Source organism: Nocardia sp. NPDC060249 (assembly GCF_042728755.1).
In the GTDB taxonomy this organism is placed as follows: Bacteria; Actinomycetota; Actinomycetes; order Mycobacteriales; family Mycobacteriaceae; genus Nocardia.
This window is the reverse complement of the sequence record NZ_JBHXAQ010000006.1, coordinates 339,110-360,261: the sequence shown is the minus strand read 5'-3', so window position 1 is coordinate 360,261 and position 21,152 is coordinate 339,110. Positions and strand designations below refer to the sequence as shown.

The following is a 21,152-nucleotide window of genomic DNA, read 5'->3' as shown; positions in this document are numbered from 1 at the left end:
ACGTTTGCGAGAGGGTTCCCGCTCGCCGGAAGGCAGGCTCGGGGAAGCCCGCGAGACTACGTCGCGGTGTTGGGCCGTCGGAGATCTCATCGGACCGACGGAAAGAATCATTCTGCGCTAACACATAGTGAGGAGGCGGAACGATGACCGAAGATCTGGTCTCGCCGACCGATTCCACAGCAGGCGCAGCTCACGCTGTCTGCGCTGACATGAGCTGGCAGGAACCGGACGTGGAAAGCGAAGTCGCGGCTCCCCGGCTGAGTCTGGTCGTGACGGGCTTCGACGAAATGTTCGAGTCGATCGAAGAGCAGTGGCAGGAACGCGCCCTCTGCGCTCAGACCGACCCCGAGGCGTTCTTCCCCGAGAAGGGCGGCTCGACGCGTGAGGCCAAGCGAATCTGCTTGGGTTGTGAAGTACGTGACCAGTGCCTGGAATACGCACTGGCACATGATGAACGCTTCGGCATCTGGGGCGGTCTCTCGGAACGAGAGCGTCGCAGGCTCAAGCGCGGAATCGGTTAAGTGACTGTTCGAAAGTAGACTCTCTCCAGGCCTGGCCCGGAGCCACGCAGGCGCAGTACGTCGGTGTCTCCGGGCGAACGCCCTTCGATCTTCACGGTGGTTGCGAGAGAGGTGAAAGACCCATGGCACGTTCCCGGCGTCATTCTCCGGCACCCACCGCTCGTTCGGTGACCCGCCGCGGCCGCGGTGTCCGTGGCCCCATGCTCCCGCCGACGGTGCCCGCGTGGCGCACCAGGGGCCAGAAATTCGATCGGCTCGTGCTCGAAGCGTTCGCCCCCTTGGACACCCGCTGGCACGATCGCCTCACCAAGCTCGATATCGCCGTCGACGATGTTCCGAAAATCCGTCCACTGCATCCTGATTCGGTCACCTGGCCGGATGAGGTGGTCGCCGACGGCCCGGTGCCGCTGTCGCGGCTGATCCCCGCGGGCGTCGACCGCCACGGTGCGGCCACGCGCGCCAGAGTGGTGTTGTTCCGCAAGCCGCTGGAATTGCGCGCCGCCGATCCCGACGATCTGGTCGAGTTGCTGCGCGAGGTCCTCGTCCAGCAGATCGCGACCTACCTCGGCGTCGACCCCGATCTGATCGATCCCGATCCCGAATAGGCGTACCTCTGCCTTCCCCTTTAGGCGTGTCCGTATCCACTTTCGGGCCGCGGAGGGCTAATCTCGACGTCGTGATCCCTATGCGTCGTTGCTGCCGACCCGGCTGCAAGAACCCGGCTGTAGCGACGCTGACTTATGTGTACTCCGACTCGACCGCTGTCGTCGGACCCTTGGCCACCGTCGCCGAACCGCACTCCTGGGATCTCTGCGAAACGCACGCCTGCCGCATCACCGCGCCCAAGGGCTGGGAACTGGTCCGCCACGAAGGCGGCTTCTCCTCGAGCACCCCGGACGACGACGATCTCACCGCACTGGCCGAAGCCGTGCGCGAAGCGGGCCTGCGTCGCCGTCCCGCCGCCGAAGCCGACCAACCCGGCTACCGCGACAACGCGCCCGCAGCCCCGCGCACCGCGCGCACGGGCCGCCGGGGCCACCTCCGGGTTCTGCCGGATCCGTAGCTAGTCCGGCCAGGATCCCGAAGAGTCGGTGCAGCCCGCTAGGGTTAGCCACATGACGACCCTCGCGCGCTCTGGCGAACTCGTGAATGCCGTGATCAAGGCTTATGACGTCCGCGGGGTGGTGGGCGAACAGATCGACGAGGCGTTCGTCGGCGATGTCGGCGCGTCCTTCGCTCGCCTGATGCGCGAAGAGGGCGCCACCCGCGTCGTGATCGGACACGACATGCGCGAGTCCTCCCCCGCGCTGTCCCAGGCATTCGCGCAGGGCGTGCGGGCCCAGGGCCTGGATGTGGTGCACATCGGTCTGGCCTCCACCGACCAGCTCTACTTCGCCTCGGGCAAGCTCGGCTGTCCCGGCGCCATGTTCACCGCCAGTCACAACCCGGCCGAGTACAACGGCATCAAGCTGTGCCGCGCGAACGCGTTGCCCGTCGGCCAGGACACCGGGCTGGCGACCATCGCCGCGGAGGTGATCGAGGGTGTGCCCGCCTACGACGGCGCGCCCGGCACCGCGACCAGCACCGATCTGCTCGCCGACTACGCGGACTACCTGCGCGAACTGGTGAACCTCGACGAGATCCGCCCGCTCACCATCGCGGTCGACGCGGGCAACGGCATGGGCGGCCACACCGTGCCCGCCGTCCTGGGCACCCTGGGCCCGATCACGATCGTGCCGCTGTACTTCGAACTCGACGGCTCGTTCCCCAACCACGAGGCCAACCCGCTGGACCCGAAGAACCTCGTCGACCTGCAGGCGCTGGTGCGTTCCAGTGGCGCCGACATCGGCCTGGCCTTCGACGGCGACGCCGACCGCTGCTTCGTCGTCGACGAGCGCGGCGAGCCCGTGTCCCCCTCGGCGATCACGGCGATCGTGGCGCAGCGTGAGCTGGCCAAGGAGCCGGGCGCCACCGTGATCCACAACCTGATCACCTCGCGTGCGGTGCCCGAACTGGTCGAGGAGCTGGGCGGCAAGCCGGTACGCACGCGGGTGGGGCACTCGTTCATCAAGCAGGAGATGGCCTCGACCGGCGCGGTGTTCGGTGGCGAGCACTCCGCGCACTACTACTTCCGCGAATTCTGGGGTGCCGACTCGGGCATGCTGGCCGCGTTACACGTGCTGGCCGCCCTCGGTGAGGGCGAGCGGACGGTCTCGGACCTCATGGCCGCCTACGACGTGTACGCCGCCTCGGGCGAGATCAACTCGACCGTCGCCGACGCCGCCGACCGCACCGCCGCCGTGCTCGCCGCGTTCGCCGAGCGCACCGAATCGGTGGACCGGATGGACGGCGTCACGGTCGACCTGGGCAACCACGCCTGGTTCAACCTGCGCGCATCGAATACCGAACCGCTGCTCCGACTCAATGTCGAGGCCGGATCGCGCGACGATGTAAACGCACTCGTGACCGAGATCCTGAGCATCGTCCGCGCCTGACTGGGAAGATGAAACCAGTACCCGTGGAATCACATGCCCGGTATTCGGCGACGGCAGATCACGAGCATTGCCGGTGCCCGGCTGGAATAGTGGAGTCACAGACGACACAGCGCGATGAGGGGAGGTGGATTCGGCGATGATCGCTGGAACACCGGTCTTCGACCTCGACGATGCCGAGTCACTGGCGGCGGCCGACACCGGCGGCGCCCTGCGCTCGGCGGCCTCCGGCGGCGCCCAGGTTCGTGCCACCGCGGCGGCGGTCGCGGAAACCTCGCTCATCGAACGGCTCTCCGACCTGCGCCCGCGCAGCCTGGTGCTGGTCGCGGGATCGGGTCGCGCCGCGCGCGCGGCCGGACTGCTCGTCGCCACGCTCGGCGACCGGGCAGGGCTGCCGATCGTGCCCGTCACCGCGCTGCCGCCGTGGGTCGGTCCGCTGGACGTGGTCCTGGTGGCCGGCGACGACGCGGGCGACCCGCGGCTGATCGACGCCGTCGACCGTGCCCTGCGCCGCAGCGCCGAAGTGGTGATCGCCGCGCCCAACGAGGGTCCGTTGCGCGCGGTCGCCGCCGGTCGCGCCATCGTGCTCGAACCGCGGGTACCCGTGCTCGACCACAACCGGCTGCTGCGTTTCCTCGCCGTCGGCATCGCCGTCCTGCGTGGGGTCGACGCCCAGCGCAGCGGCCCGGCCACGCCCGATCTCACCGCGCTGGCCGACATGCTCGACGCCGAAGCGCTGCGCGACGGCCCGACCAACGAGGTCTTCCACAACCCGGCCAAGACCCTCGCCGCGCGGATGCACGGTGTGGGTGTCGTCCTCGCGGGCGACTCGCCCGCGGCGGTCGAACTGGCCGGTCACGGCGCCGAGGTGCTGTTGCAGTCCGCGGGCCGGTTGGCTTCGGCCGCCGATCTCGCCGACGCCGTCGCCGCGGTCGGGCGTCTGGCCGCTGCCACCGGCGGCACCGCGCCCGGCTTCGATCCGCTGTTCCACGACGAGGAACTCGACGGTCCCGCGCCGGTCGACCGGGTCCGGGTGCTGGCCTTGAGCGTGCATCCCGACCAGGCCGCCGCCCGGCGCAAGCTCGCGGTCTTCGAAGGCGCGGGCGCGGGCCTGGTCGACGCCGATCTGGTCCACGCCGATGTCGACGTGCTGCAATCCCAGCTCGCCGACCCCGGCGCCGCACCCGCGATCGAACGCACCGCCGCCGACTCCGCCGCGGGGGGCGGACACGGCAGCGAACTCGAGCAGCTCGCGGTGCTCGCGCTGCGGCTGGACATGGCCGCGGCCTATCTCCGACTCACCGGTGCGCGCGGTGCCGCCGCGCCCGAACCGGATCGATACGACGGGGGACGCTACTAGTGCAGGAACTCGTTGGTGCGCTGCGTTCTTACGCATGGGGGTCGCGCACCGCGCTCGCTCAGCTGTGCGGACGGCCGGTGCCCTCGGCCCATCCCGAAGCCGAACTCTGGTTCGGCGCGCACCCGGCCGATCCCGCGCACGTGCAGACCGGCTCGGGCACGCGATCGCTGCTCGAGGTTCTCGTCGCCGACCCGGCGGGCGAATTGGGCACGGTGGCCGATACTTTCGGCGCCCGGTTGCCGTTCCTGCTGAAAATCCTCGCCGCCGAGGAACCGCTCTCGCTCCAGGCGCACCCGAGTTCGGCGCAGGCGCGTGCCGGTTTCGAACGCGAGAACCGCACCGGCGTGGCGCTGGATTCGCCGCTGCGCAACTACCGCGACGACAGCCACAAACCCGAACTCGTTGTCGCGCTGGAACGTTTCGAGGCGCTGGCCGGGTTCCGCGATCCGCACCGCACCGTCGACCTGTTGCGCGCGCTGGATGTGCCCGGCCTCAACGTCTACGCCGAACTGCTTGCCGCCCAGCCCGATTCGGCCGGTCTGCGGACCCTGTTCACCACCTGGATCACGCTGCCGCCCGCCGCGCTGTCGAAGCTGCTGCCCACGGTGCTCGAGGGCTGCGTGACCTACCTGTCGGGTAAGGGGGCGCGTGCGTTCACCGCCGAGGTGCGCACCGCGCTGGAACTGGCCGAGGTCTACCCCGGCGACGCGGGTGTCCTGGCCGCGCTGCTGCTCAACCGGCTGACCCTGGAACCGGGCCAGGCGCTGTTCCTCGCGGCCGGCAATCTGCACGCGTACCTGCGCGGGGTGGGCGTGGAGATCATGGCCAATTCCGACAACGTGTTGCGTGGCGGGCTCACCCCCAAGCACGTCGACGTGCCCGAACTGCTGCGGGTGCTGGACTTCGAGCCGATCGACCTGCCGGTGATCGAACCCGAACCCGGCAGCGACGGCGGTATCCGGTACCGCACGCCCGCACCGGAATTCGCCCTGTGCCGCTTCGACCTCAGCGCCGACGACGAGCCGGTCGTGCTCGCCGATGCCGGGCCCGGCATCGTGCTGTGCACCGCGGGCACGCTCGAGCTCTCCGAGAACGGGCACACGCTCGTCGTCGAACGTGGCAGCGCGGCCTGGATCTCCGCCGCCGACACCGACATCAAGGCGCGTGCGCTCCGCGGCCCCGCCCAACTGTTCAGCGCCTGCGTCGGCGACGGGAGCTGAAAAGCCGCCGAGACCAATCGAAGGCTTCACGCTGTCGGTGGCCGGGGTTACGGTCGACGTGTTGCGGGAGCATAGCGACACGTCGCTGATGGCGATGTTGTTCAGGAATCAACGCCACCTTCTCGACTGCGGGGCATCACTGTGAGAGAAAGGGGTAACCGATGACCAATACCAGATCTACCGCACTGCGCCAGTTTTCGTTCACCACTCGTCCCTTTGTAGCGGTCGACGACGTCACCGGTGAGTCGATAGGTCTCGACGACATCGACATCCGCGTCGGATGGATGCTCGAGCTGATCCACGCCGCCCAAGCGGAGTTGGTATCACGGTTGTGGCAACCGACTACCTTCGATGCCCTAAAAGCCGACCGCGACCCCCGAGGCCGCAAGCTCCCACTTCAAGGCCACGTCGCCGCCGCACGGTTGGGCTGGAACCCGATCTACCCCAGCGGGGTCTACGCGCCATCGCGGGTGACGCGGGTGGTGGCCTCCCAAGCGATGTCCACCCTGCGGACGTTGGCATACCGTGACACCGCGATCACAGCGTTGTCTGCCCGGTTCGATCCAGTCACCGGCGCATTGGCCGCACCTACCTCCGCCGCGGAGTACGTGCCTTCGGGTTTCGCCCGAGGCGTAGTGCGCCAGCTCGCCGCTCGTGCCCGTCGCGCCGGTGGGCCGAGCGCTGAACGTTTGCGGATCACTGAAGTGCAGGGTCCACCACAGACTTCGGTGATGGCCAGGCTTTCCGCAGCCGATAAACAACTCGCACAGGTCACCGTCACTGACGCTGTCATGGTGTTGACGATCAAACTACCTACCAGCGCCGCCCCGGCGGGGCGTGGGCAGTGGCGGTGGGTTCGGCTCAGTGCCGGGATCCCGGCGCACCTGAACCACAGGGCGGTCACCGAGTGGCACCTGCCGACTTTGGTCCTGGACCGTCGAGGCCTGCTACTGCGCTGCGCGGCGACCGAGCACGTCCCGGCGGCCGATTCGACGGGGACCACCGCGGTGGGTGTGGACTGGTCACCCACGACTCTCGGGGCCGCTGCTCTGGTCACCGAAACCCCCCAGGGGCTGGTCTCGGACTATCGCGGCTGGACCTACAACGACCGTGGCTTAGGTATCAAACTGGCGCGACTACAAGCCGAAGGTCAACTGCTGCAACGCAAAGCAGCGCGGTTGACCGTGCTCGCCGCGACCGCCGCGCCACAGGTGCGTACCGAACTGGAAACCAAGATCGCACTCCTCGACCGGCACCGCACCGCCCTCGGCATCAAACGAGGAAAGATCAACCGCGAACTTGCCTTTCATTTCGGTCGTATGGTCACCGACTACGCCACCGCGACAGCAGCGAAAGTGATCGCGGTCGAAGACCTCACGACGCTGGAACCGCGCAGACACGGTCGAGTGAACAACAACCGGGCAGCGCAGTCCGCACGTCGCAAGGCTGTCGAAGCCCTCACCCATACGGCGGCCGGAGTGGGCGTGGTCGTGATGTTGGTTCCCGCGCGCGGGTCGTCGGCGTTATGTCCGAGCTGTGACGAACCGGTCTCTCGCCCTGGTGGTTACCATCAGGCGTGGTGTGTGCGCTGTGAGGTCGGTGGCAATCGTGATCATGTGGCGGGTGTGAATCTGGCCAAACGCGGGTTGTTGGGGCGCGGTAATGCCGTTCGACAGCGCGGCCGGAATCCACAGGTCCGGGTTATCGAGCATGTCCCGGTGCGCCGATGCCGCGACAAGATCAGTCCGACACCGCGCAGGTCTCGGCATCGCCGGGTCCGTCGTAGTGCTCTCGCAGCGATACCGCGGGTGGGGGTGAAACAGAGAAAGTTGGTTCCTGCGCCACAAGCGTCGGTGTGGGGCACGGTCGAACCCGTAGCAGAGCAAGGAGTTACGGGTAGCCGTGAGGTACTTTTGTCTCCACCTTCTGTTACATCAGTGGCAAAGGTATGAGATTCAAGTAGACGCTGTGGCGAGTCGTGTTCAGTGAACAGAAGGGCGGGCCGGCATGTCGGCTGGTGGTGGCAAGAAGGCGATTCTCGCGGCATTGACGGCCAATGCGGGGATCGCGGTGGCGAAGTTCGTCGGCGCGTTCATCACGGGTTCGGCCTCGATGATGGCGGAAGGCGTGCACTCGGTCGCCGACACCTCGAATCAGGGCCTGCTGCTGTTCGGGCAGCGCGCCGCCGCCAAGGACGCCGACGAGCTGCACCAGTTCGGGTACGGCCGCAACCGCTACTTCTACTCGTTCGTCGTGGCGCTGGTGCTGTTCACCCTCGGTTCGGTGTTCGCGATCTACGAGGGCATCCACAAGGTCCAGCATCCCGAGGAGCTGAGTCAGCCGATCGTCGCGATCGTGATCCTGGTGATCGCGATCGGCCTGGAGACCTACAGCTTCCTCACCGCGGTGCGCGAATCCAAGCCGCTCAAGGGCAAGGCGAGCTGGTGGCAGTTCATCCGCAACTCGCGCAGCCCCGAGCTGCCGGTGGTGCTGCTCGAGGACACCGGCGCGCTGATCGGCCTCGTGCTCGCCCTCGGTGGCGTGGGGCTCACCATGGTCACCGGCGACCCGATCTTCGACGGCATCGGCACCCTGTCCATCGGCATCCTGCTCGGCGTCATCGCGATCGTGCTGATCATCGAGATGAAAAGCCTGCTCATCGGTGAAGGCGCCACCCCTGAACAGGGTCGCGCCATCCGCGAGAACCTGGTCGACGGCACTCAGATCACCTCGCTGATCCACCTCAAGACCCAGTACCTGGGCCCGGAGGAAATGCTGGTCGCCGCCAAGGTCGCCCTCGCGCCGAACCTGGGCATCGCCGATGTGGCCGAGGCCATCGACGCCGCCGAAATGCGTGTACGCGCGGCAGTCCCCACCGCCCGCCTGATCTACCTCGAACCCGATCTGTACCGAGTTAAATAGCGGCTGGCGCCGCGGTTCCCGGAGTTGTTGAGCGGCTGGCGCCGCGGTTCTCGGAGTTGTTGAGCGGCTGGCGCCGCGGTTCTCGGAGTTGTTGAGCGGCTGGCGCCGCGGTTCTCGGCGCTTAACTCCGCCTCTTCCCTCCCTCCGGGTACTCCTTCGTCGCACCCTCCACTCAGTCCAGAGGCGGAGGCGCGCCGAGAACGTGGGGGTCGGCGACACGGTGCGGGGTTCGGGTGTGGCTCGTGGTCGGCGGTAGCGTTTCGATATGGCCGAGCAAGGTGGAGACAGCAAGATCGCGATCCTCGCCGCACTCGGGGCGAACGCGGGGATCATGGTCGCGAAGTTCATCGGCGCGTTCATCACCGGCTCGTCGGCGATGCTGGCCGAGGCGGTGCACTCGGTGGCCGATACCGGCAACGAGGCGCTGCTGCTGGTCGGCCGCAATCGGGCCGACCAGCCCGCGGACTCGCTGCACCCCTTCGGGTACTCGCGCAATCGGTATTTCTATTCGTTCGTCGTCGCGCTCGTCCTGTTCGTGATGGGTTCGCTGTTCGCGATCAACGAGGCGATCCACAAGATCCGGTTCCCGGAGGAGATCGTTTCGGCCTGGGTCGCGATCGGGATTCTCGGGGTGTCGCTGGTACTGGAGAGCGCCAGTTTCCGTACCGCGCGCAAGCAGTCGGCGCCGCTGAAGGGCAAGAATTCGTGGTGGCATTTCATCCGCCACACCCGCAATCCGGAACTGCCCGTGGTGCTGCTCGAGGACGCGGGCGCGATCATCGGCCTGCTGTTCGCCCTGGCGGGGGTGAGTCTGTCGGTGCTCACCGGAAACGCGGTATGGGACGGTGTCGGCACGTTGTTCATCGGCATCCTGCTCGGTGTGAACGCGGTGATCCTGATCGTGGAGACCAAGAGCCTGCTGATCGGTGAGGGCGCGACGGCCAAGGACGACACCGCGATTCGGTCGGCGCTGCTGGCCGATCCGCGGATCGAGCGCGTGATCCGGATGCAGACCCAGTACCTCGGGCCCCAGGATCTGCTGATCAACGCCAAGATCGCGCTGCACGCCGGGCTCGACATCACGCAGGTGTCCGAGGCGATCGACGCCGCGGACGCCCGCATTCACGCCGCCGTGCCGAATACGTGCACGATCTATCTCGAGCCCGATGTGTTCGAGCCCGACCAGGTCCACGACGCGCCGATGAAGCCCTACCGGTAGGCGGGCGCCGCGCCACGCAACAGGTCGAGCGGGTCGGTGACGATGCCGAATCGGTTGCGCAGCATGTGATGCGCCGCGTGCAGCCCCGGCATCCCGTGGACACCGGGACCCGGTGGGGTCGAGGACGAGCACAGGTAGGTGCCCGGAATCGGGGTGGAGTAGGGATTCCAGCGAGCGAGCGGCCGGAACAGGGTCTGGCGCGTGGTCATCGCGCCCGCCGAGATGTCGCCGCCGAGGTAGTTGGCGTTGTGCGCGGGCATGAAGGCCGCCGGTGTCACATGTTTCGCCAGGATCAGGTCGCGGAAACCGGGCGCGAACCGTTCGACCTGGTCGATGACCTGGTCGCTGATATCGCGATCGGTGCCGTGGGGGACGTGGGCGTAGGTGTAGAGGGTGTGCTGCCCCTCGGGCGCCCGGGTGGGGTCGACCACACCGGGCTGAATAGCCAGTACGAACGGTTGATCGGCGAAAGTGCCCGTGGCGACCTGATGTTCGGCGTGCATGGCTTGCGCCCTGGTGCCGACCAGGTGCAGGGTGCCTGCCAGGTCGGCGCCCGGCGCGGCCCACGGCACCGGTCCCGACAACGCGAAGTCGACCTTGCACGCGGCGTTGCCGTACCGGAAACGCCCGAGGCCGTTGCGATATCGCGAGGGCAGACGGTCACCGGCGATGCGCAGCAGTTCGGCGGGCGAGGTGTCGAACAGCACCGTGCGCGCGGTGGCGAGTTCGGCGAACTCGTCGACCCGGTGCCCGGTGCGTACCTCACCACCGAGGCGCTCGATCTCGGCGATCATCGCGTTCGGGATGGCCTGGCTGCCACCGCGCGGGATCACCCAGCCGCCCACGTGCGCGAGGGTGCCGAGCAGCAGTGCCGCGCCGACGGCGGGGAAGGCGCGCGGTGAGGTGATGGCATGGGCGGCCACGCCGCTGAACATCGCGGGCGCGACGTCCCCGCTGAAACGGTTGTCCGACAGCGGCGACGCCTGTTCGAGCAGGCGGGTCGCGAACCTGATGCCGGTGCCGACGCGCAGTGGTGGGTGGCGCAGATCCGACATGGCCAGGTCGACGACGTCGGGCCAGCGCTCGACCAGCGGCGCGAACAGGTCCCGCCACGGCCGGCCGTCAGGCCCGAGGTCGGCGACGGTGGATTCGATGTTGCGCCAAGCCAATCCGGCGATGCCGCCGTCGAGCGGGTGCGCGTAGGACACGGTCGGGGTGAGCAGGTCGACGCCGTGCGCCGCGAGGTCGAACGCACGGAAGAACGGTGATGCCAACGCCATCGGATGCGCGCCCGCGCAGATGTCGTGATGGAATCCGGGCAGTGTCAGCTCGGCTGTGCGCGATCCGCCGCCCGCCTGGTCCTGCGCTTCGAGGACTCGCACCGACAACCCGGCGCGAGCCGCGATCACCGCCGCGGCAAGACCGTTCGGCCCCGACCCCACTACTACGACTTCCGCCATCCGCCGTCCCTTCGCCCTCGGCCGCTGTGCCGACCCGCGTCGTTGCTTCCAACCTACGCGGAGCGAGGGGCCCGTCGAGGTGCGCTCGGTCACCCGGCCGCTTCGGCGCGGCATCGCCTCGCTCAGGCCGGATCGGCTGTCGCTTCGCTGGTCCCGTCGACCAGCAGGGTGAGGCGTCGTTCCCGCAGTTCGGGGCGTAGTCGTCCACTCCGGTCGAGGGTGGCCAGACCGTGCAGGGATGCCCAGGCCACTTCGGTGCGGGCGCCGAGATCGTCGCCCTCGGCGTAGGGCGAGAACATCGCTTCCAGACCGGCGAAGGCGTCACGCAGCGGCTGCGGGGCCTCGAGTCCGAAGTTCAGGTCGGTCTTCTGCTGGAAGATGGCGTCGTAGCGGGCCGGATTGGCGGTGGCGAAGTCGAGGTAGGCGCGGGCGACGTTGGCGATCACCTCGGCATGGGTGGTCGCCGCCTCGCGGGCCAGCTTCAGTTGCTCGGCGAGTTCGACACAGCCCTGCAGGGCGACGGCGCCGACGATGGCCGCCTTGTTCGCGAAATGGCTGTAGAGCACGGGCTGGCTGTATTCGATGCGGTCGGCCAGTTTGCGGATGGTGACCGCGTCCCAGCCTTCGGCTTCGGCCATTTCGCGCGCGGTGTCGATGATCCGCTGATGCCGTTCGGCGCGTTCGCGTTCCTTGCGCTGCTGGGTGCTCATGCTCGATATTCTAGCAACGCTAGACAAGACAGCGAGGGTCAGGCTATTGTTCTCGCGAGATCTAGCGCCGCTAGATTTCGGAGCAAGCAACAAGATTCAGGAGCACCTCATGACCACCTCGCGTATCGCCACCGCCCTCTCCCTGCTCGGCGGGCTGTTCATCATCTACGTCGGCATCAACTATCTGGTCGCGCCGGAGCTGACGGCCGCGGGCTTCGGTCTGCCCGCCGTCCCCGAGGGCGACGCGGTGGCCTTCCTCAATCTCAAGGGCGTCCGTGACGTGGTGAGCGGCCTGGTGATCCTCGGCCTGCTGGCCACCAGGCAGCGCTTCGCGCTCGGCGTCGCCATGCTGGCCACCTCGCTCACGCCGTTCGGGGATATGGCCACCGTCCTGAGCTGGCACGGCTCCACCGCCACCGCGTTCGGCGTTCACGGCTTCACCGCCGTACTCGTCGCGCTCGCCGGTGTGCTGCTGATCCGCGAACGTCGCGTCGCCACCACCGATCGCCCGCTCGTCACGGCATGACCCCCTCAGCGATGAATTCCGGCCCACCGCACCGTCTTCACCGATAACGAACAACCATCGAGGAGGAACCACCCATGGCGAACGCGCCGCACGGCCCCACGTCCTACTTCCCCACCATCGAGACCAAGTACGGGCGCACCGTCGACGAGTGGTTCACCCTGCTCGCCGCGGCCGAGCCGACCGGGCACACCGCCCTGGTCACCTGGCTGAAGTCCGAACACGGCCTCGGCCACGGCCACGCCACCGCCCTGGTGCAGTTCCACCTCAACCCCGGCAAGTGGTCCAGGATCTAGCCTTTCGGCTGGCTCACTGCGCGTCGACCACCTGCGCCGGAGCAGGTTTCGTGATGTCGACGCGTTGGTCGTCGACATGGTCGTCGACCATCGTCTCCTCGTCGAACGGCAGTTCACGGTCGAGCACCCGCCGAGTCCGGTCCGCGTCGACCGTCTTGGTCCAGGTGCCGATGAGCAGCGTCGCCACCGCGTTGCCCGAGAAGTTGGTCAGCGCACGGGCTTCCGACATGAAGCGGTCGATGCCGACGATCAGGCCGACCCCGTCGAGCAGGTCGGGGCGATGGCTCTGCAACCCACCGGCGAGGGTGGCCAGACCGGCGCCGGTGACGCCCGCGGCGCCCTTGGACGCGATGATCATGAACAGCAGCAGGCCGACCTGCTCACTGAGCTCGAGCGGCTTGCCCATGGCGTCGGCGATGAAGATCGAGGCCATCGTCAGGTAGATGGCGGTGCCGTCGAGGTTGAACGAATACCCGGTCGGGACAACAACACCCACGGTGGTGCGCTCCACCCCCGCGTGTTCCATCTTCGCGATCAGTCGCGGCAGCGCCGACTCCGACGACGAGGTCGCCACGATCAGCAGGTACTCACGCGACAGGTAGCGGCACAGCTTCAGGATCGAGACGCCCGAGACCATCCGCAAGATCACGCCGAGCACACCGAACACGAACACCAGGCACGTCAGATAGAACGCGATCATCAGCGTCGCCAGCTGCACCACCGCCGACCAGCCGGTGCGGCCCACCACGTTCGCGATCGCGCCGAACGCGCCGATCGGCGCCAGCCACAGGATCATCGACAGGATCCGGAACACCAGCTTCTGACCCAGCGAGACCGCGCGCAGGATCGGCGCGCCCGCCTCGCCCATCGCCTGCACGGCGAACCCGACCAGCAGCGCGACGAACAGTGCCTGCAGCACGCTGCCCGCGGTGAGCGAGGACACGAGTGTGGTCGGCACGATGTTCTGGATGAAGTCCCACGTGCCGCCCGCACTGTGCGCCTGATCGGCGTATTTCGCGCCCGCGCCGGAAGCGCCCACGTCCAGGCCCTCGCCCGGATCGATGAGGTTGCCGACGACGAGCCCGATGCCGAGCGCGACCGTCGACATCGCGAGGAAATAGCCGATGGCCAGGCCGCCCACCTTGCCGACGGTCGCGGCCGCGCGCACCGAACCGATGCCCAGGACGATCGTGCAGAAGATGACGGGTGCGATCATCATCTTGATCAGGTTCACGAATACGGTGCCGAGCGGCGCGAGTGACTGACCGAATTCCGGGGCCACCCGGCCGACAACGACGCCGGCCACGACGGCGATGATCACCGCGATGTACAGCCAGTGGGTATGGTCGCGTTTCCGCGCTGCGGTGGTATCACTCATGCCGACGAGCATGAGCAACTATTGTGACGGCCGTCACTTTGGTCCATAAGTTTCATATCTGTGCATAACGTTCGAGAATCCAGGTCGGAGGCAAGAGGTGCGACGAGGACGACTGTCGCTCGCGGGACAGGCCTTCGTATGGCAGTTGGTGGTGCTGGCGCTGCTGATCGCCGTCGGCACGATCCTGGCCGTACTCGACGCCAGACGCGACCATGACCTGGCCGCGGAAATGCAGGTCAGAGATGTCTCGGTCACGGTGGCGCGGTCGCCGTCGACCCTGGCCGCGGTGAACTCGCCCTACCCGAGCGGGTTGCTGCAACCGACCACCGAGCGGATCAGGGCAGCGACCGGCATGGACTTCATCGTCGTGATGGCACCCGACCGCACCCGCTACACCCACACCAACCCCGATCTGATCGGCAAGCCCTTCGTCGGCAGCATCGACGGCGCTCTGGCGGGCCAGACTCTCACCGAGACCTTCACCGGCACCCTCGGCCCGTCGATCCGCGCGGTCACTCCGGTCTACGACAACGGCCGGGTGGTCGCGCTGGTCTCGGCGGGTGTCACCCGCGCCAAGATCAGCACCCAGGTCGCCTCCCAGCTGCCGCTGATCCTCGGCGTGGCCGCGATGGGTCTCGCGCTGGCCGCGCTGTCGTCGTTCCTGATCAGCCGCAGGCTGCGTCGCCAGACCCACGGTCTGGCCCCCGACGAACTGCGCGCGCTCTACGAGCACCACGACGCGGTGCTGCACTCCGTCCACGAGGGGCTGGTGGTGTTCGGCGACCAATCCGAGGCCGCCGAGGTCGTCAACGATCAGGCGCGCACCCTGCTCGACCTACCTGACGGTCCGGTCCTGCGCGGCGACCTGCCGGTCTCGCTGCAACAGATGAGCGGGGGCGTGGTGCGCGACGAGACGCACGTGACCACCGACCGCATCCTGCTGGTGAACCAGGACCTGGTGAGCTGGGAGGGCCGCGATATCGGCACCGTGCTCACCATCCGCGATCAGACCGAGCTGCGCGCGGTGCTCGGCGAGCTCGACTCGGTACGCGGCTTCGCCGAGTCGCTGCGCGCCCAGGCGCACGAGGCGGCCAACCGGCTGCACACCGTGGTGACCATGGTGGAGCTGGGCCGCCCCGAGGAGGCGGTGGCCTTCGCGACCGCGGAGCTGCAGCTCTCGCAGGTGCTGATCGACCGGCTGCTGGCCGCCGTCGGTGACGCGGCGCTGGCCGCGCTGCTGCTCGGCAAGGTCGACCAGGCCGCCGAGCGCGGCGTGAGCCTGGCGATCAGCGAGGACACCGCGCTGGACTCCACCGATCCGCTGTCGGCGCAGGAGACGGTGACGCTGGCAGGCAACCTGATCGACAACGCGATCGACGCGGCGGCCGGCACCGTCGACAAGCGCGTCGAGGTGTCGGTGTGTCATCGTGACGGCGCGCTGTGGGTCCAGGTGTCCGACAGCGGGCCGGGCATGTCGGCCCAGATGTTCTCGCGTGCCGCCGAACGCGGCTACACCACGAAATCCGACCACGCGGGCCTCGGCCTCGCTCTGGTGCACCGCCTCGTCGACCGACATCGCGGCACCATCACCACCACGGCCGCACCACACAGCGCGGTCATCGTTCGCATTCCGCTGAGGGAGACACCGTGATCCGCGTTCTGATCGTCGAGGACGAGCAGTTGATCGCCCAGGCACATCGGGCCTATCTCGAAAGGCTCGACGGTTTCGTCACCGGCGGGGTCGTGCACACCGGACGCGACGCGCTGCGGGTGGCGGCCGAGGCGATCGCCGACGGCAATCCGTTCCATCTGGTGCTGATGGACATCGGGCTGCCCGATATCAGCGGCCTCGATGTGGCCGCCGCGCTCAACGGGCTCCAGCCGCGCCCCGACGTCATCGCGATCACCTCGGCGCGCGAACTGAACATGGTGCGCAGCGCGGTGGCGCACGGTGTGGTGCTGTACCTGCTCAAGCCGTTCACGTTCGCCGCGTTCCGCGAGAAGCTGGAGCGCTACCGCGATTTCAACACCGCGCTGCCCGCGGGCGAGGCGGCGCTGTCGCAGTACGACATCGACCGCGCGCTCGGCGCGCTGCGCACCGCCGACCAGAAGGCCGGTGCGCCGAAAGGCGTTGTCCAGCACACCCTGGAGGAGGTGTCACGGGCGGTGCGCGCGGCCGAATCGGGTATCACGGCCACCGATGCCGCTGCGGCCGTAGGTGTTTCGCGGATCACAGCATGGCGGTATCTCGAGAAGCTCGCCGACGACGGCCTGGCCGAGCGCCGCGCCGATTACGGCCGGGCCGGTCGCCCGAAGACCCGCTACCGCTGGCGTGCGAGCACGTAAGCCCGCACGAGGGCTTGCACAGCGCGAGCAGTCCGGCCGCGTGAGCACCGGGCTCAGGCGGGACGGGAGGCACCCGCCAGGTCATCGGGCGCCGCGATTCGCGCGACCGGACCCAGGTCGACCGGCATGTGCTCGAAACCGTGCAGCGTGAACAGGTTTCGGCGGACCGGCTCACCGCGCAAACGCAGATTCGGATAGCGGGTGTAGAGCGCGCGTAGTGCGTGCACCGCTTCCATCCTGGCCAGGCTCGCACCGAGGCAGGAGTGGACGCCGCTACTGAAGGCCAGGTGGTCCTTGGCGTTGCGGCGGTCGATATCGAAGCGATGCGGGTCGGGGAAGACCGCCGGGTCGCGGTTGGCCCCGGCCAGCGACAGGATGACCGTGCTGTTCGCCCGCACTCGCACACCGTCGATGTCGACATCCTCGAGTGTTTGGCGCGCGGTGGTCTGGACGGGCGGATCGAACCGCAGCGTTTCCTCCACCACGTCGGGCCAGCGTTCGGGGTCGTGCTGGGCGAGGGCGAGCTGGTCGGGGTGGGCCGACAGCGCGGCGACCGCGTTGCCGATCAGATTGACCGTCGTCTCGAAACCGGCGCCCATCAGCAGACTCGCGCCCGCCTGCAGTTCCCGCAGACTCAGATCGCCCGAGCTGACCAGAGTGGACAGGATGTCCTCGCCCGGTGCGCGACGCAACGTGGCGATGTGGTCGGCCAGATAGTCGTCCATGGTCTCGATCGCGGCCATCGCGGCCCGATAGGTCCGCCACGATGTGCCGAGATCGAGCAACGGCGTGACTTTGTCGCCCCAGTGCAGGAACATCTCGCGGTCCGCGGGCGGGAAGCCGAGCATGTCGGCGATGATCGCGATCGGGACCCTGGCCGCGAAATCGGTGATCAGGTCGACCGAGCCGTTCGCGGGCATCGCCTCGAGCAGTTCGGCGGTGACCACCTCCACGCGCTCGCGCAGCCGGGCGATAGCGCGCGGGGTGAAGGCCGACGCCACCGGCTTGCGCATCCGGGTGTGCTCCGGCGGGTCGAGGACCAGCATCGACGGCGGCTCGACCGGATTGGGCGGCACCGTGACCAGCGCGGCGAGCGTGCGCCACGGGGCGGGCAGGTCCGCGTTGAGGGCAGGGCGCACGCCGAATCGGGGGTCGCGCAGGATCGCTCGGACCTGCGCGTGATCGAACGTGGCGTAGGACACCGGCGTCTTGATCACGCCGCCGCGACCGCGCAGTTCATCGATCAGCGAATACGGATCGTGCAGGCCCCGCTGACCGCTGAGCAACGTCGAGAACGGATCGCCGCGACGCACCTGCCATCGCAGGATCGCCCGCGGCGCCCCGTGTTCGGCCGACCATCGAACCCAGTATTTCGCAATCATCGCCACCCCTGCCGCTCTGCCGAAGTCTTGCTTCCACAGTACGGCCGGGGTGTGACTCGCGACACGTCCCCGAGGTGGACCCGAACCTATACCTGGGTAGGAGTCAGCGCCGGACGGTCACCTTCTCGGTGACGACCCGATGTTCGACACCGGCCGGATCGGGATTGACGACCTGCACCAGCGAGGCCCCGGCGAACAACACCGCGACGAAGCCGTCGATCAGCTCCTGCACCGTCTCCCACGGCGTACTCGACAACACCCGGTCGCCGGCGGAAAAATCTTGCAGTGCGGCGGATTTGCGTGCCATCGTGAGCACTTCCGGCACCGGGAGCCCGTCGAGCGCGGCCCGGAAACCACCGGGCAGGAACTGATCACCGTGCACCCGCACCGCGGTCGCGAAGTCGGTGACACCGACCGGCAGGTCGCGCACCGGGGTCCCCATGGCGTCCAGCGACAGCACCGCCACCTCGTCGACACCGTCGGCATCGTCGAGCCGGTCGGGCGTGACCAGCGCGAGGTCGGCGTCGGGATCGGGGGTGAGCACCACTTCGGTGCCTGCCCACCAGCAGCCGAGCAGCACCGCGGCGGTCTGCCAGTGCGCGGGCAACAGCACCGCGACCCTCGCGCCCGGGGTGAGCGCGAATTCGTCGCGGATCAGGTTCGCGGTCTTGGCGGCCCAGTTGGCCAGCGTCAGCCCGGACAGTTCGATCCGCGCACCGGTGGCGTCGTCGTACCAGGTGACGCGCGGTCCGGCGGGATCGCGTTCGAGGATGGGGTCGAGGAGGGCGTCGGTCAGGGTCGAATTCGGCTCACGCATGGGTCAATTCACACATTTCGGTCCGTTCTGGCCTGCGTCGATCGGCGGGGCGGGCGGTATCGGTGTCGCGGTCGCCGAGGAAGTCGCGTCGAGATCGAACATGCCTGCCGCGGCCGAGCCGGGACCAGAATAGTCGCTCGCCAACACCACGCTCACTGTATCCGCCGACACTGTCTCGCCGGCGACCACCGTCAAGCCACCCAGCGCCTCCGCGACCGCCGCCGCCTTCGGGTCGTCGGCGTCGGCGGCCAGCACGCGGCTCGAGCTCACGCTGCCGCCGGTGTAGTTGCCGACCGTGCCTTCCCGGAATCCCTTGCCCGTCAGGGCCGTGGACACTTTGCCCGCGAGTCCGGTGGCGCCACCCGCGTTGAGCACGTTCACCGTCACGGTCGAGTGGTCGATCTTCGCAGCGGGGTCTTCTTCCTTCTTCTCCTCCCCCACCAGCCCGGCGACGAAACTCTGCACCGTCTTCGGGTCGACCTTCACCACCGATTCTCCGGCCGAGGTCATGCTGTTGAGGTCGGAGACGGGAATGGTCTCGAATTCCACCTTGCCGCCGGACAGATCCTTGAGCTGCTGCAGGAAGGCCAGCACGTCCCAGTCGTCGTCGAGCACGACGGTGCGCCCGACCGCCTCGCTGATCTGGCTGAGCTTGCCCGGATTGGCCAGGGTCTTGGCATTGAGCAGCTGGCCGACCAGTTGCGCCATGAACACCTGCTGACGCACGATCCGGTCGATGTCCCCGCGTTCGAGATCGTGGCGCTGGCGCACGAAGCTCAATGCCTCCTGACCGTCGAGACGCTGACGCCCGGCCGGGAAGTCCGCGCCCGACATCGGTTCGTCCACCGCCTGATTCAGGCACACCTCGACGCCGCCGACCGAGTCGGTGAGCAGCACGAAGCCGAGCAGGCTCACCTCGGCGTAGTGGTCGACGGTGATGCCGGTCAGCTTCGCCACCGATTTGATCAGTGCCTGCCGGCCCGCCTTGGTCGACTCGCGTTCCGCCTCGGCCTCGGACTTGCCGTCGGCGAGCAGTTCGGCGCGTTCGGTCTCCTTGGTCGAGCCGTAGGCGGAGTTGATCTTGGCCTTGCCCTGGCCGCCGACGTCGACATAGGAGTCGCGCGGGATGGAGATCGCGGTGGCCGAGCGGCCGTCGTTGGGCACGCGGATCAGCACGATGGTGTCGGTGTTGGTGCCCACCTCGTCGCCGGCGTGCAGCATCGCGCGTTCGGCGGTGGTGAGCGGGTTGCCGTGCGCGTCGGTGCGGCTGTCGACGCCGACGAGCAGGATGTCGACAGCGCCGTCGCGCTCACCGCCGAGGCCGAGGCCACCGATCCGGTCGATGTTGGCGATCAGGTTGTCCACACTGCGCCAGGCGAATCCGGTGAGTGCCAGCACCAGCACCGCCGAAATCGCCACCATCAGTTTGGCCGGACCGAAGGTGCCCGCAGGCGCGCTGACCGGTCTTGTCGACTCTCGCACTCGTGCATCCTCTCGACGAACTCCGCGCCCGATCCGCTCTTCCCCCCGGCAAACTCCGCCTTGTCGTTACCCGGGCTCGTCCGAGGACACCGGCCATCACAGGCTAACCAACAGTTACCACACTCGAGCCCAACCACACGTGCCCCGGCGTGCCAGACTGGCCGCGTGAACGTCGATTTCCCCACCCCCGCTCCTCTGATCGTAGCCGGCGCACGCGGCCTGCTGGGGCGACAGATCCTGCGCCTGGCGCCCTCGGCGCACGGCTTCGGGCGGGCCGAACTCGACATCACCGACCGCGCTGCCGTCGACGCCGTCCTAACCCCGGGCGCCGTAATGATCAACTGCGCGGCCTACACCGCGGTCGACGCCGCCGAAACCGACGTCGACGCGGCCTTCGCCGCCAACGCGACCGGACCGGGCGTGCTGGCCGCCGCCTGCGCCGAGGCGGGCGCGCGCCTGATCCACGTGTCCACCGATTACGTCTTCCCCGGGACCGCGCGCACTCCGTATGAACCCGATGATCCCACCGGACCGGACACCGTCTACGGCCGATCCAAGCTCGCCGGTGAGCGGGCGGTGCTCGCGCTGGGCGCCCAGGTGGTGCGCACCGCCTGGGTCTATTCCGGTGTTCAGGGGGATTTCGTCGCGACGATGCGCAGGCTGGAAGCCGAACGCGACACCGTCACCGTGGTGAACGACCAGCTCGGCTCCCCCACCAGCGCCGCCGATCTCGCCGCGGGCCTGCTCGAATTGAGTACCCGCCCCGACACTCCCCGTGTGCTGCACGCCACCAATTCCGGCACCGCCACCTGGTTCGACCTCGCCGCGGCGGTTTTCACCGACCTCGGCGCCGACCCCGGCCGGGTACTGCCGTGCGCGTCCAGCGAATTCCCCAGACCCGCACCGCGCCCGGCGTATTCGGTGCTGTCCCCCGCGGTCTGGGACGCGGCGGGTCTCACCCCGCTTCGCCCCTGGCGTATCGCACTCACCGACACACTGCGCGGGTTGTCCGACTAGGCTCCGC

At 68.3% G+C, this 21,152-nt stretch carries 20 protein-coding genes; 14 read left to right on the top strand and 6 right to left on the bottom strand.

Annotation, left to right across the window (positions count from 1 at the left end):
* The first annotated feature begins 287 nt into the window (after positions 1-287).
* The 9 genes from ACFWFP_RS23305 (at position 288) to ACFWFP_RS23265 (ending at position 9,734) form a co-directional block, all read left to right on the top strand.
* The gene (locus ACFWFP_RS23305; RefSeq protein WP_133733920.1) at positions 288-521 is read left to right on the top strand and encodes a WhiB family transcriptional regulator; all 234 of its coding nucleotides are present in this window, start codon (positions 288-290) and stop codon (positions 519-521) included.
* Positions 522-643: 122 nt separating this feature from the next.
* Positions 644-1,126 (top strand): metallopeptidase family protein, encoded by a 483-nt coding sequence (locus tag ACFWFP_RS23300; RefSeq protein ID WP_266292638.1) that lies wholly within the window; start codon positions 644-646, stop codon positions 1,124-1,126.
* An 80-nt stretch (positions 1,127-1,206) separates the two neighbouring features.
* Positions 1,207-1,584, top strand: coding sequence for a DUF3499 domain-containing protein (locus ACFWFP_RS23295; protein ID WP_084472805.1), 378 nt, complete (start codon positions 1,207-1,209; stop codon positions 1,582-1,584).
* Between the two features lie 52 nt (positions 1,585-1,636).
* Entirely contained in the window at positions 1,637-3,016 is a 1,380-nt protein-coding gene (locus ACFWFP_RS23290) for a phosphomannomutase/phosphoglucomutase (protein WP_379298261.1), read from the top strand.
* Between the two features lie 136 nt (positions 3,017-3,152).
* Positions 3,153-4,373, top strand: a complete 1,221-nt coding sequence (locus ACFWFP_RS23285) for a tobH protein (protein WP_379223435.1) — start codon at positions 3,153-3,155, stop codon at positions 4,371-4,373.
* Positions 4,373-5,593 (top strand): mannose-6-phosphate isomerase, class I, encoded by a 1,221-nt coding sequence (gene manA, locus ACFWFP_RS23280; RefSeq protein ID WP_379298259.1) that lies wholly within the window; start codon positions 4,373-4,375, stop codon positions 5,591-5,593. Before ACFWFP_RS23285 ends, manA begins: the two co-directional genes overlap by 1 nt.
* Positions 5,594-5,754: 161 nt before the next feature.
* Positions 5,755-7,545, top strand: coding sequence for a zinc ribbon domain-containing protein (locus tag ACFWFP_RS23275; RefSeq protein ID WP_379298257.1), 1,791 nt, complete (start codon positions 5,755-5,757; stop codon positions 7,543-7,545).
* A 55-nt stretch (positions 7,546-7,600) separates the two neighbouring features.
* A complete protein-coding gene (locus ACFWFP_RS23270; RefSeq protein WP_379298255.1) occupies positions 7,601-8,515 on the top strand; it encodes a cation diffusion facilitator family transporter in 915 nt (304 codons plus the stop codon).
* A 265-nt stretch (positions 8,516-8,780) separates the two neighbouring features.
* On the top strand, positions 8,781-9,734 hold the full coding sequence (locus ACFWFP_RS23265) for a cation diffusion facilitator family transporter (RefSeq protein WP_379298253.1): 954 nt from the start codon (positions 8,781-8,783) through the stop codon (positions 9,732-9,734).
* On the opposite strand, the gene ACFWFP_RS23260 is transcribed toward ACFWFP_RS23265, so the two are convergent.
* Positions 9,725-11,194 carry a phytoene desaturase family protein gene (locus tag ACFWFP_RS23260; RefSeq protein WP_379298251.1) on the bottom strand — a complete coding sequence of 490 codons (1,470 nt, stop codon included), beginning with the start codon at positions 11,192-11,194 and terminating at the stop codon, positions 9,725-9,727. The two genes, ACFWFP_RS23265 and ACFWFP_RS23260, sit on opposite strands and share 10 nt — an antisense overlap.
* A gap of 122 nt (positions 11,195-11,316) precedes the next feature.
* Positions 11,317-11,904 carry a TetR/AcrR family transcriptional regulator gene (locus tag ACFWFP_RS23255; RefSeq protein WP_379298249.1) on the bottom strand — a complete coding sequence of 196 codons (588 nt, stop codon included), beginning with the start codon at positions 11,902-11,904 and terminating at the stop codon, positions 11,317-11,319.
* Positions 11,905-12,013: 109 nt separating this feature from the next.
* Between ACFWFP_RS23255 and ACFWFP_RS23250 the strand changes: the two genes are divergently transcribed.
* Positions 12,014-12,430 (top strand): DUF4267 domain-containing protein, encoded by a 417-nt coding sequence (locus tag ACFWFP_RS23250; protein WP_379298247.1) that lies wholly within the window; start codon positions 12,014-12,016, stop codon positions 12,428-12,430.
* Between the two features lie 74 nt (positions 12,431-12,504).
* Entirely contained in the window at positions 12,505-12,723 is a 219-nt protein-coding gene (locus ACFWFP_RS23245) for a DUF4287 domain-containing protein (protein ID WP_379298246.1), read from the top strand.
* Positions 12,724-12,736: 13 nt separating this feature from the next.
* Here the strand turns inward: ACFWFP_RS23245 and ACFWFP_RS23240 are convergent, their stop codons facing one another.
* A complete protein-coding gene (locus tag ACFWFP_RS23240; RefSeq protein ID WP_379298244.1) occupies positions 12,737-14,101 on the bottom strand; it encodes a cation:dicarboxylate symporter family transporter in 1,365 nt (454 codons plus the stop codon).
* 97 nt (positions 14,102-14,198) lie between these two features.
* Between ACFWFP_RS23240 and ACFWFP_RS23235 the strand changes: the two genes are divergently transcribed.
* On the top strand, positions 14,199-15,752 hold the full coding sequence (locus ACFWFP_RS23235; RefSeq protein WP_379298242.1) for an ATP-binding protein: 1,554 nt from the start codon (positions 14,199-14,201) through the stop codon (positions 15,750-15,752).
* A complete protein-coding gene (locus ACFWFP_RS23230; protein ID WP_379298240.1) occupies positions 15,749-16,447 on the top strand; it encodes a response regulator in 699 nt (232 codons plus the stop codon). The genes ACFWFP_RS23235 and ACFWFP_RS23230 overlap by 4 nt, the downstream gene beginning before the upstream one ends.
* A gap of 53 nt (positions 16,448-16,500) precedes the next feature.
* On the opposite strand, the gene ACFWFP_RS23225 is transcribed toward ACFWFP_RS23230, so the two are convergent.
* The 3 genes from ACFWFP_RS23225 to ACFWFP_RS23215 all read right to left on the bottom strand — a co-directional run bounded on the left by ACFWFP_RS23225 (position 16,501) and on the right by ACFWFP_RS23215 (position 20,068).
* On the bottom strand, positions 16,501-17,829 hold the full coding sequence (locus ACFWFP_RS23225) for a cytochrome P450 (RefSeq protein ID WP_379298238.1): 1,329 nt from the start codon (positions 17,827-17,829) through the stop codon (positions 16,501-16,503).
* A 103-nt stretch (positions 17,830-17,932) separates the two neighbouring features.
* The gene (locus ACFWFP_RS23220; RefSeq protein ID WP_379298236.1) at positions 17,933-18,646 is read right to left on the bottom strand and encodes a TIGR03089 family protein; all 714 of its coding nucleotides are present in this window, start codon (positions 18,644-18,646) and stop codon (positions 17,933-17,935) included.
* A 3-nt stretch (positions 18,647-18,649) separates the two neighbouring features.
* Positions 18,650-20,068: an LCP family protein gene (locus ACFWFP_RS23215; RefSeq protein ID WP_379298365.1), complete on the bottom strand. Its 1,419-nt coding sequence runs from the start codon at positions 20,066-20,068 to the stop codon at positions 18,650-18,652.
* A gap of 225 nt (positions 20,069-20,293) precedes the next feature.
* Here ACFWFP_RS23215 and rfbD point away from each other — a divergent pair, with 225 nt between their 5' ends.
* A complete protein-coding gene (gene rfbD / locus ACFWFP_RS23210) occupies positions 20,294-21,145 on the top strand; it encodes a dTDP-4-dehydrorhamnose reductase (RefSeq protein ID WP_379298234.1) in 852 nt (283 codons plus the stop codon).
* Positions 21,146-21,152 lie beyond the last annotated feature (7 nt).

Excerpts from the sequence above, each read along its gene's own strand:
- ACFWFP_RS23305 (WP_133733920.1), top strand. The coding sequence starts at position 288 with ATGTTCGAGTCGATCGAAGAGCAGTGGCAGGAACGCGCCCTCTGCGCT.
- ACFWFP_RS23300 (WP_266292638.1), top strand. The coding sequence starts at position 644 with ATGGCACGTTCCCGGCGTCATTCTCCGGCACCCACCGCTCGTTCGGTG.
- ACFWFP_RS23295 (WP_084472805.1), top strand. The coding sequence starts at position 1,207 with ATGCGTCGTTGCTGCCGACCCGGCTGCAAGAACCCGGCTGTAGCGACG.
- ACFWFP_RS23290 (WP_379298261.1), top strand. The coding sequence starts at position 1,637 with ATGACGACCCTCGCGCGCTCTGGCGAACTCGTGAATGCCGTGATCAAG.
- ACFWFP_RS23285 (WP_379223435.1), top strand. The coding sequence starts at position 3,153 with ATGATCGCTGGAACACCGGTCTTCGACCTCGACGATGCCGAGTCACTG.
- ACFWFP_RS23275 (WP_379298257.1), top strand. The coding sequence starts at position 5,755 with ATGACCAATACCAGATCTACCGCACTGCGCCAGTTTTCGTTCACCACT.
- ACFWFP_RS23270 (WP_379298255.1), top strand. The coding sequence starts at position 7,601 with ATGTCGGCTGGTGGTGGCAAGAAGGCGATTCTCGCGGCATTGACGGCC.
- ACFWFP_RS23265 (WP_379298253.1), top strand. The coding sequence starts at position 8,781 with ATGGCCGAGCAAGGTGGAGACAGCAAGATCGCGATCCTCGCCGCACTC.
- ACFWFP_RS23260 (WP_379298251.1), bottom strand. The coding sequence starts at position 11,194 with ATGGCGGAAGTCGTAGTAGTGGGGTCGGGGCCGAACGGTCTTGCCGCG.
- ACFWFP_RS23255 (WP_379298249.1), bottom strand. The coding sequence starts at position 11,904 with ATGAGCACCCAGCAGCGCAAGGAACGCGAACGCGCCGAACGGCATCAG.
- ACFWFP_RS23250 (WP_379298247.1), top strand. The coding sequence starts at position 12,014 with ATGACCACCTCGCGTATCGCCACCGCCCTCTCCCTGCTCGGCGGGCTG.
- ACFWFP_RS23245 (WP_379298246.1), top strand. The coding sequence starts at position 12,505 with ATGGCGAACGCGCCGCACGGCCCCACGTCCTACTTCCCCACCATCGAG.
- ACFWFP_RS23240 (WP_379298244.1), bottom strand. The coding sequence starts at position 14,101 with ATGAGTGATACCACCGCAGCGCGGAAACGCGACCATACCCACTGGCTG.
- ACFWFP_RS23225 (WP_379298238.1), bottom strand. The coding sequence starts at position 17,829 with ATGATTGCGAAATACTGGGTTCGATGGTCGGCCGAACACGGGGCGCCG.
- ACFWFP_RS23220 (WP_379298236.1), bottom strand. The coding sequence starts at position 18,646 with ATGCGTGAGCCGAATTCGACCCTGACCGACGCCCTCCTCGACCCCATC.
- ACFWFP_RS23215 (WP_379298365.1), bottom strand. The coding sequence starts at position 20,068 with ATGGTGGCGATTTCGGCGGTGCTGGTGCTGGCACTCACCGGATTCGCC.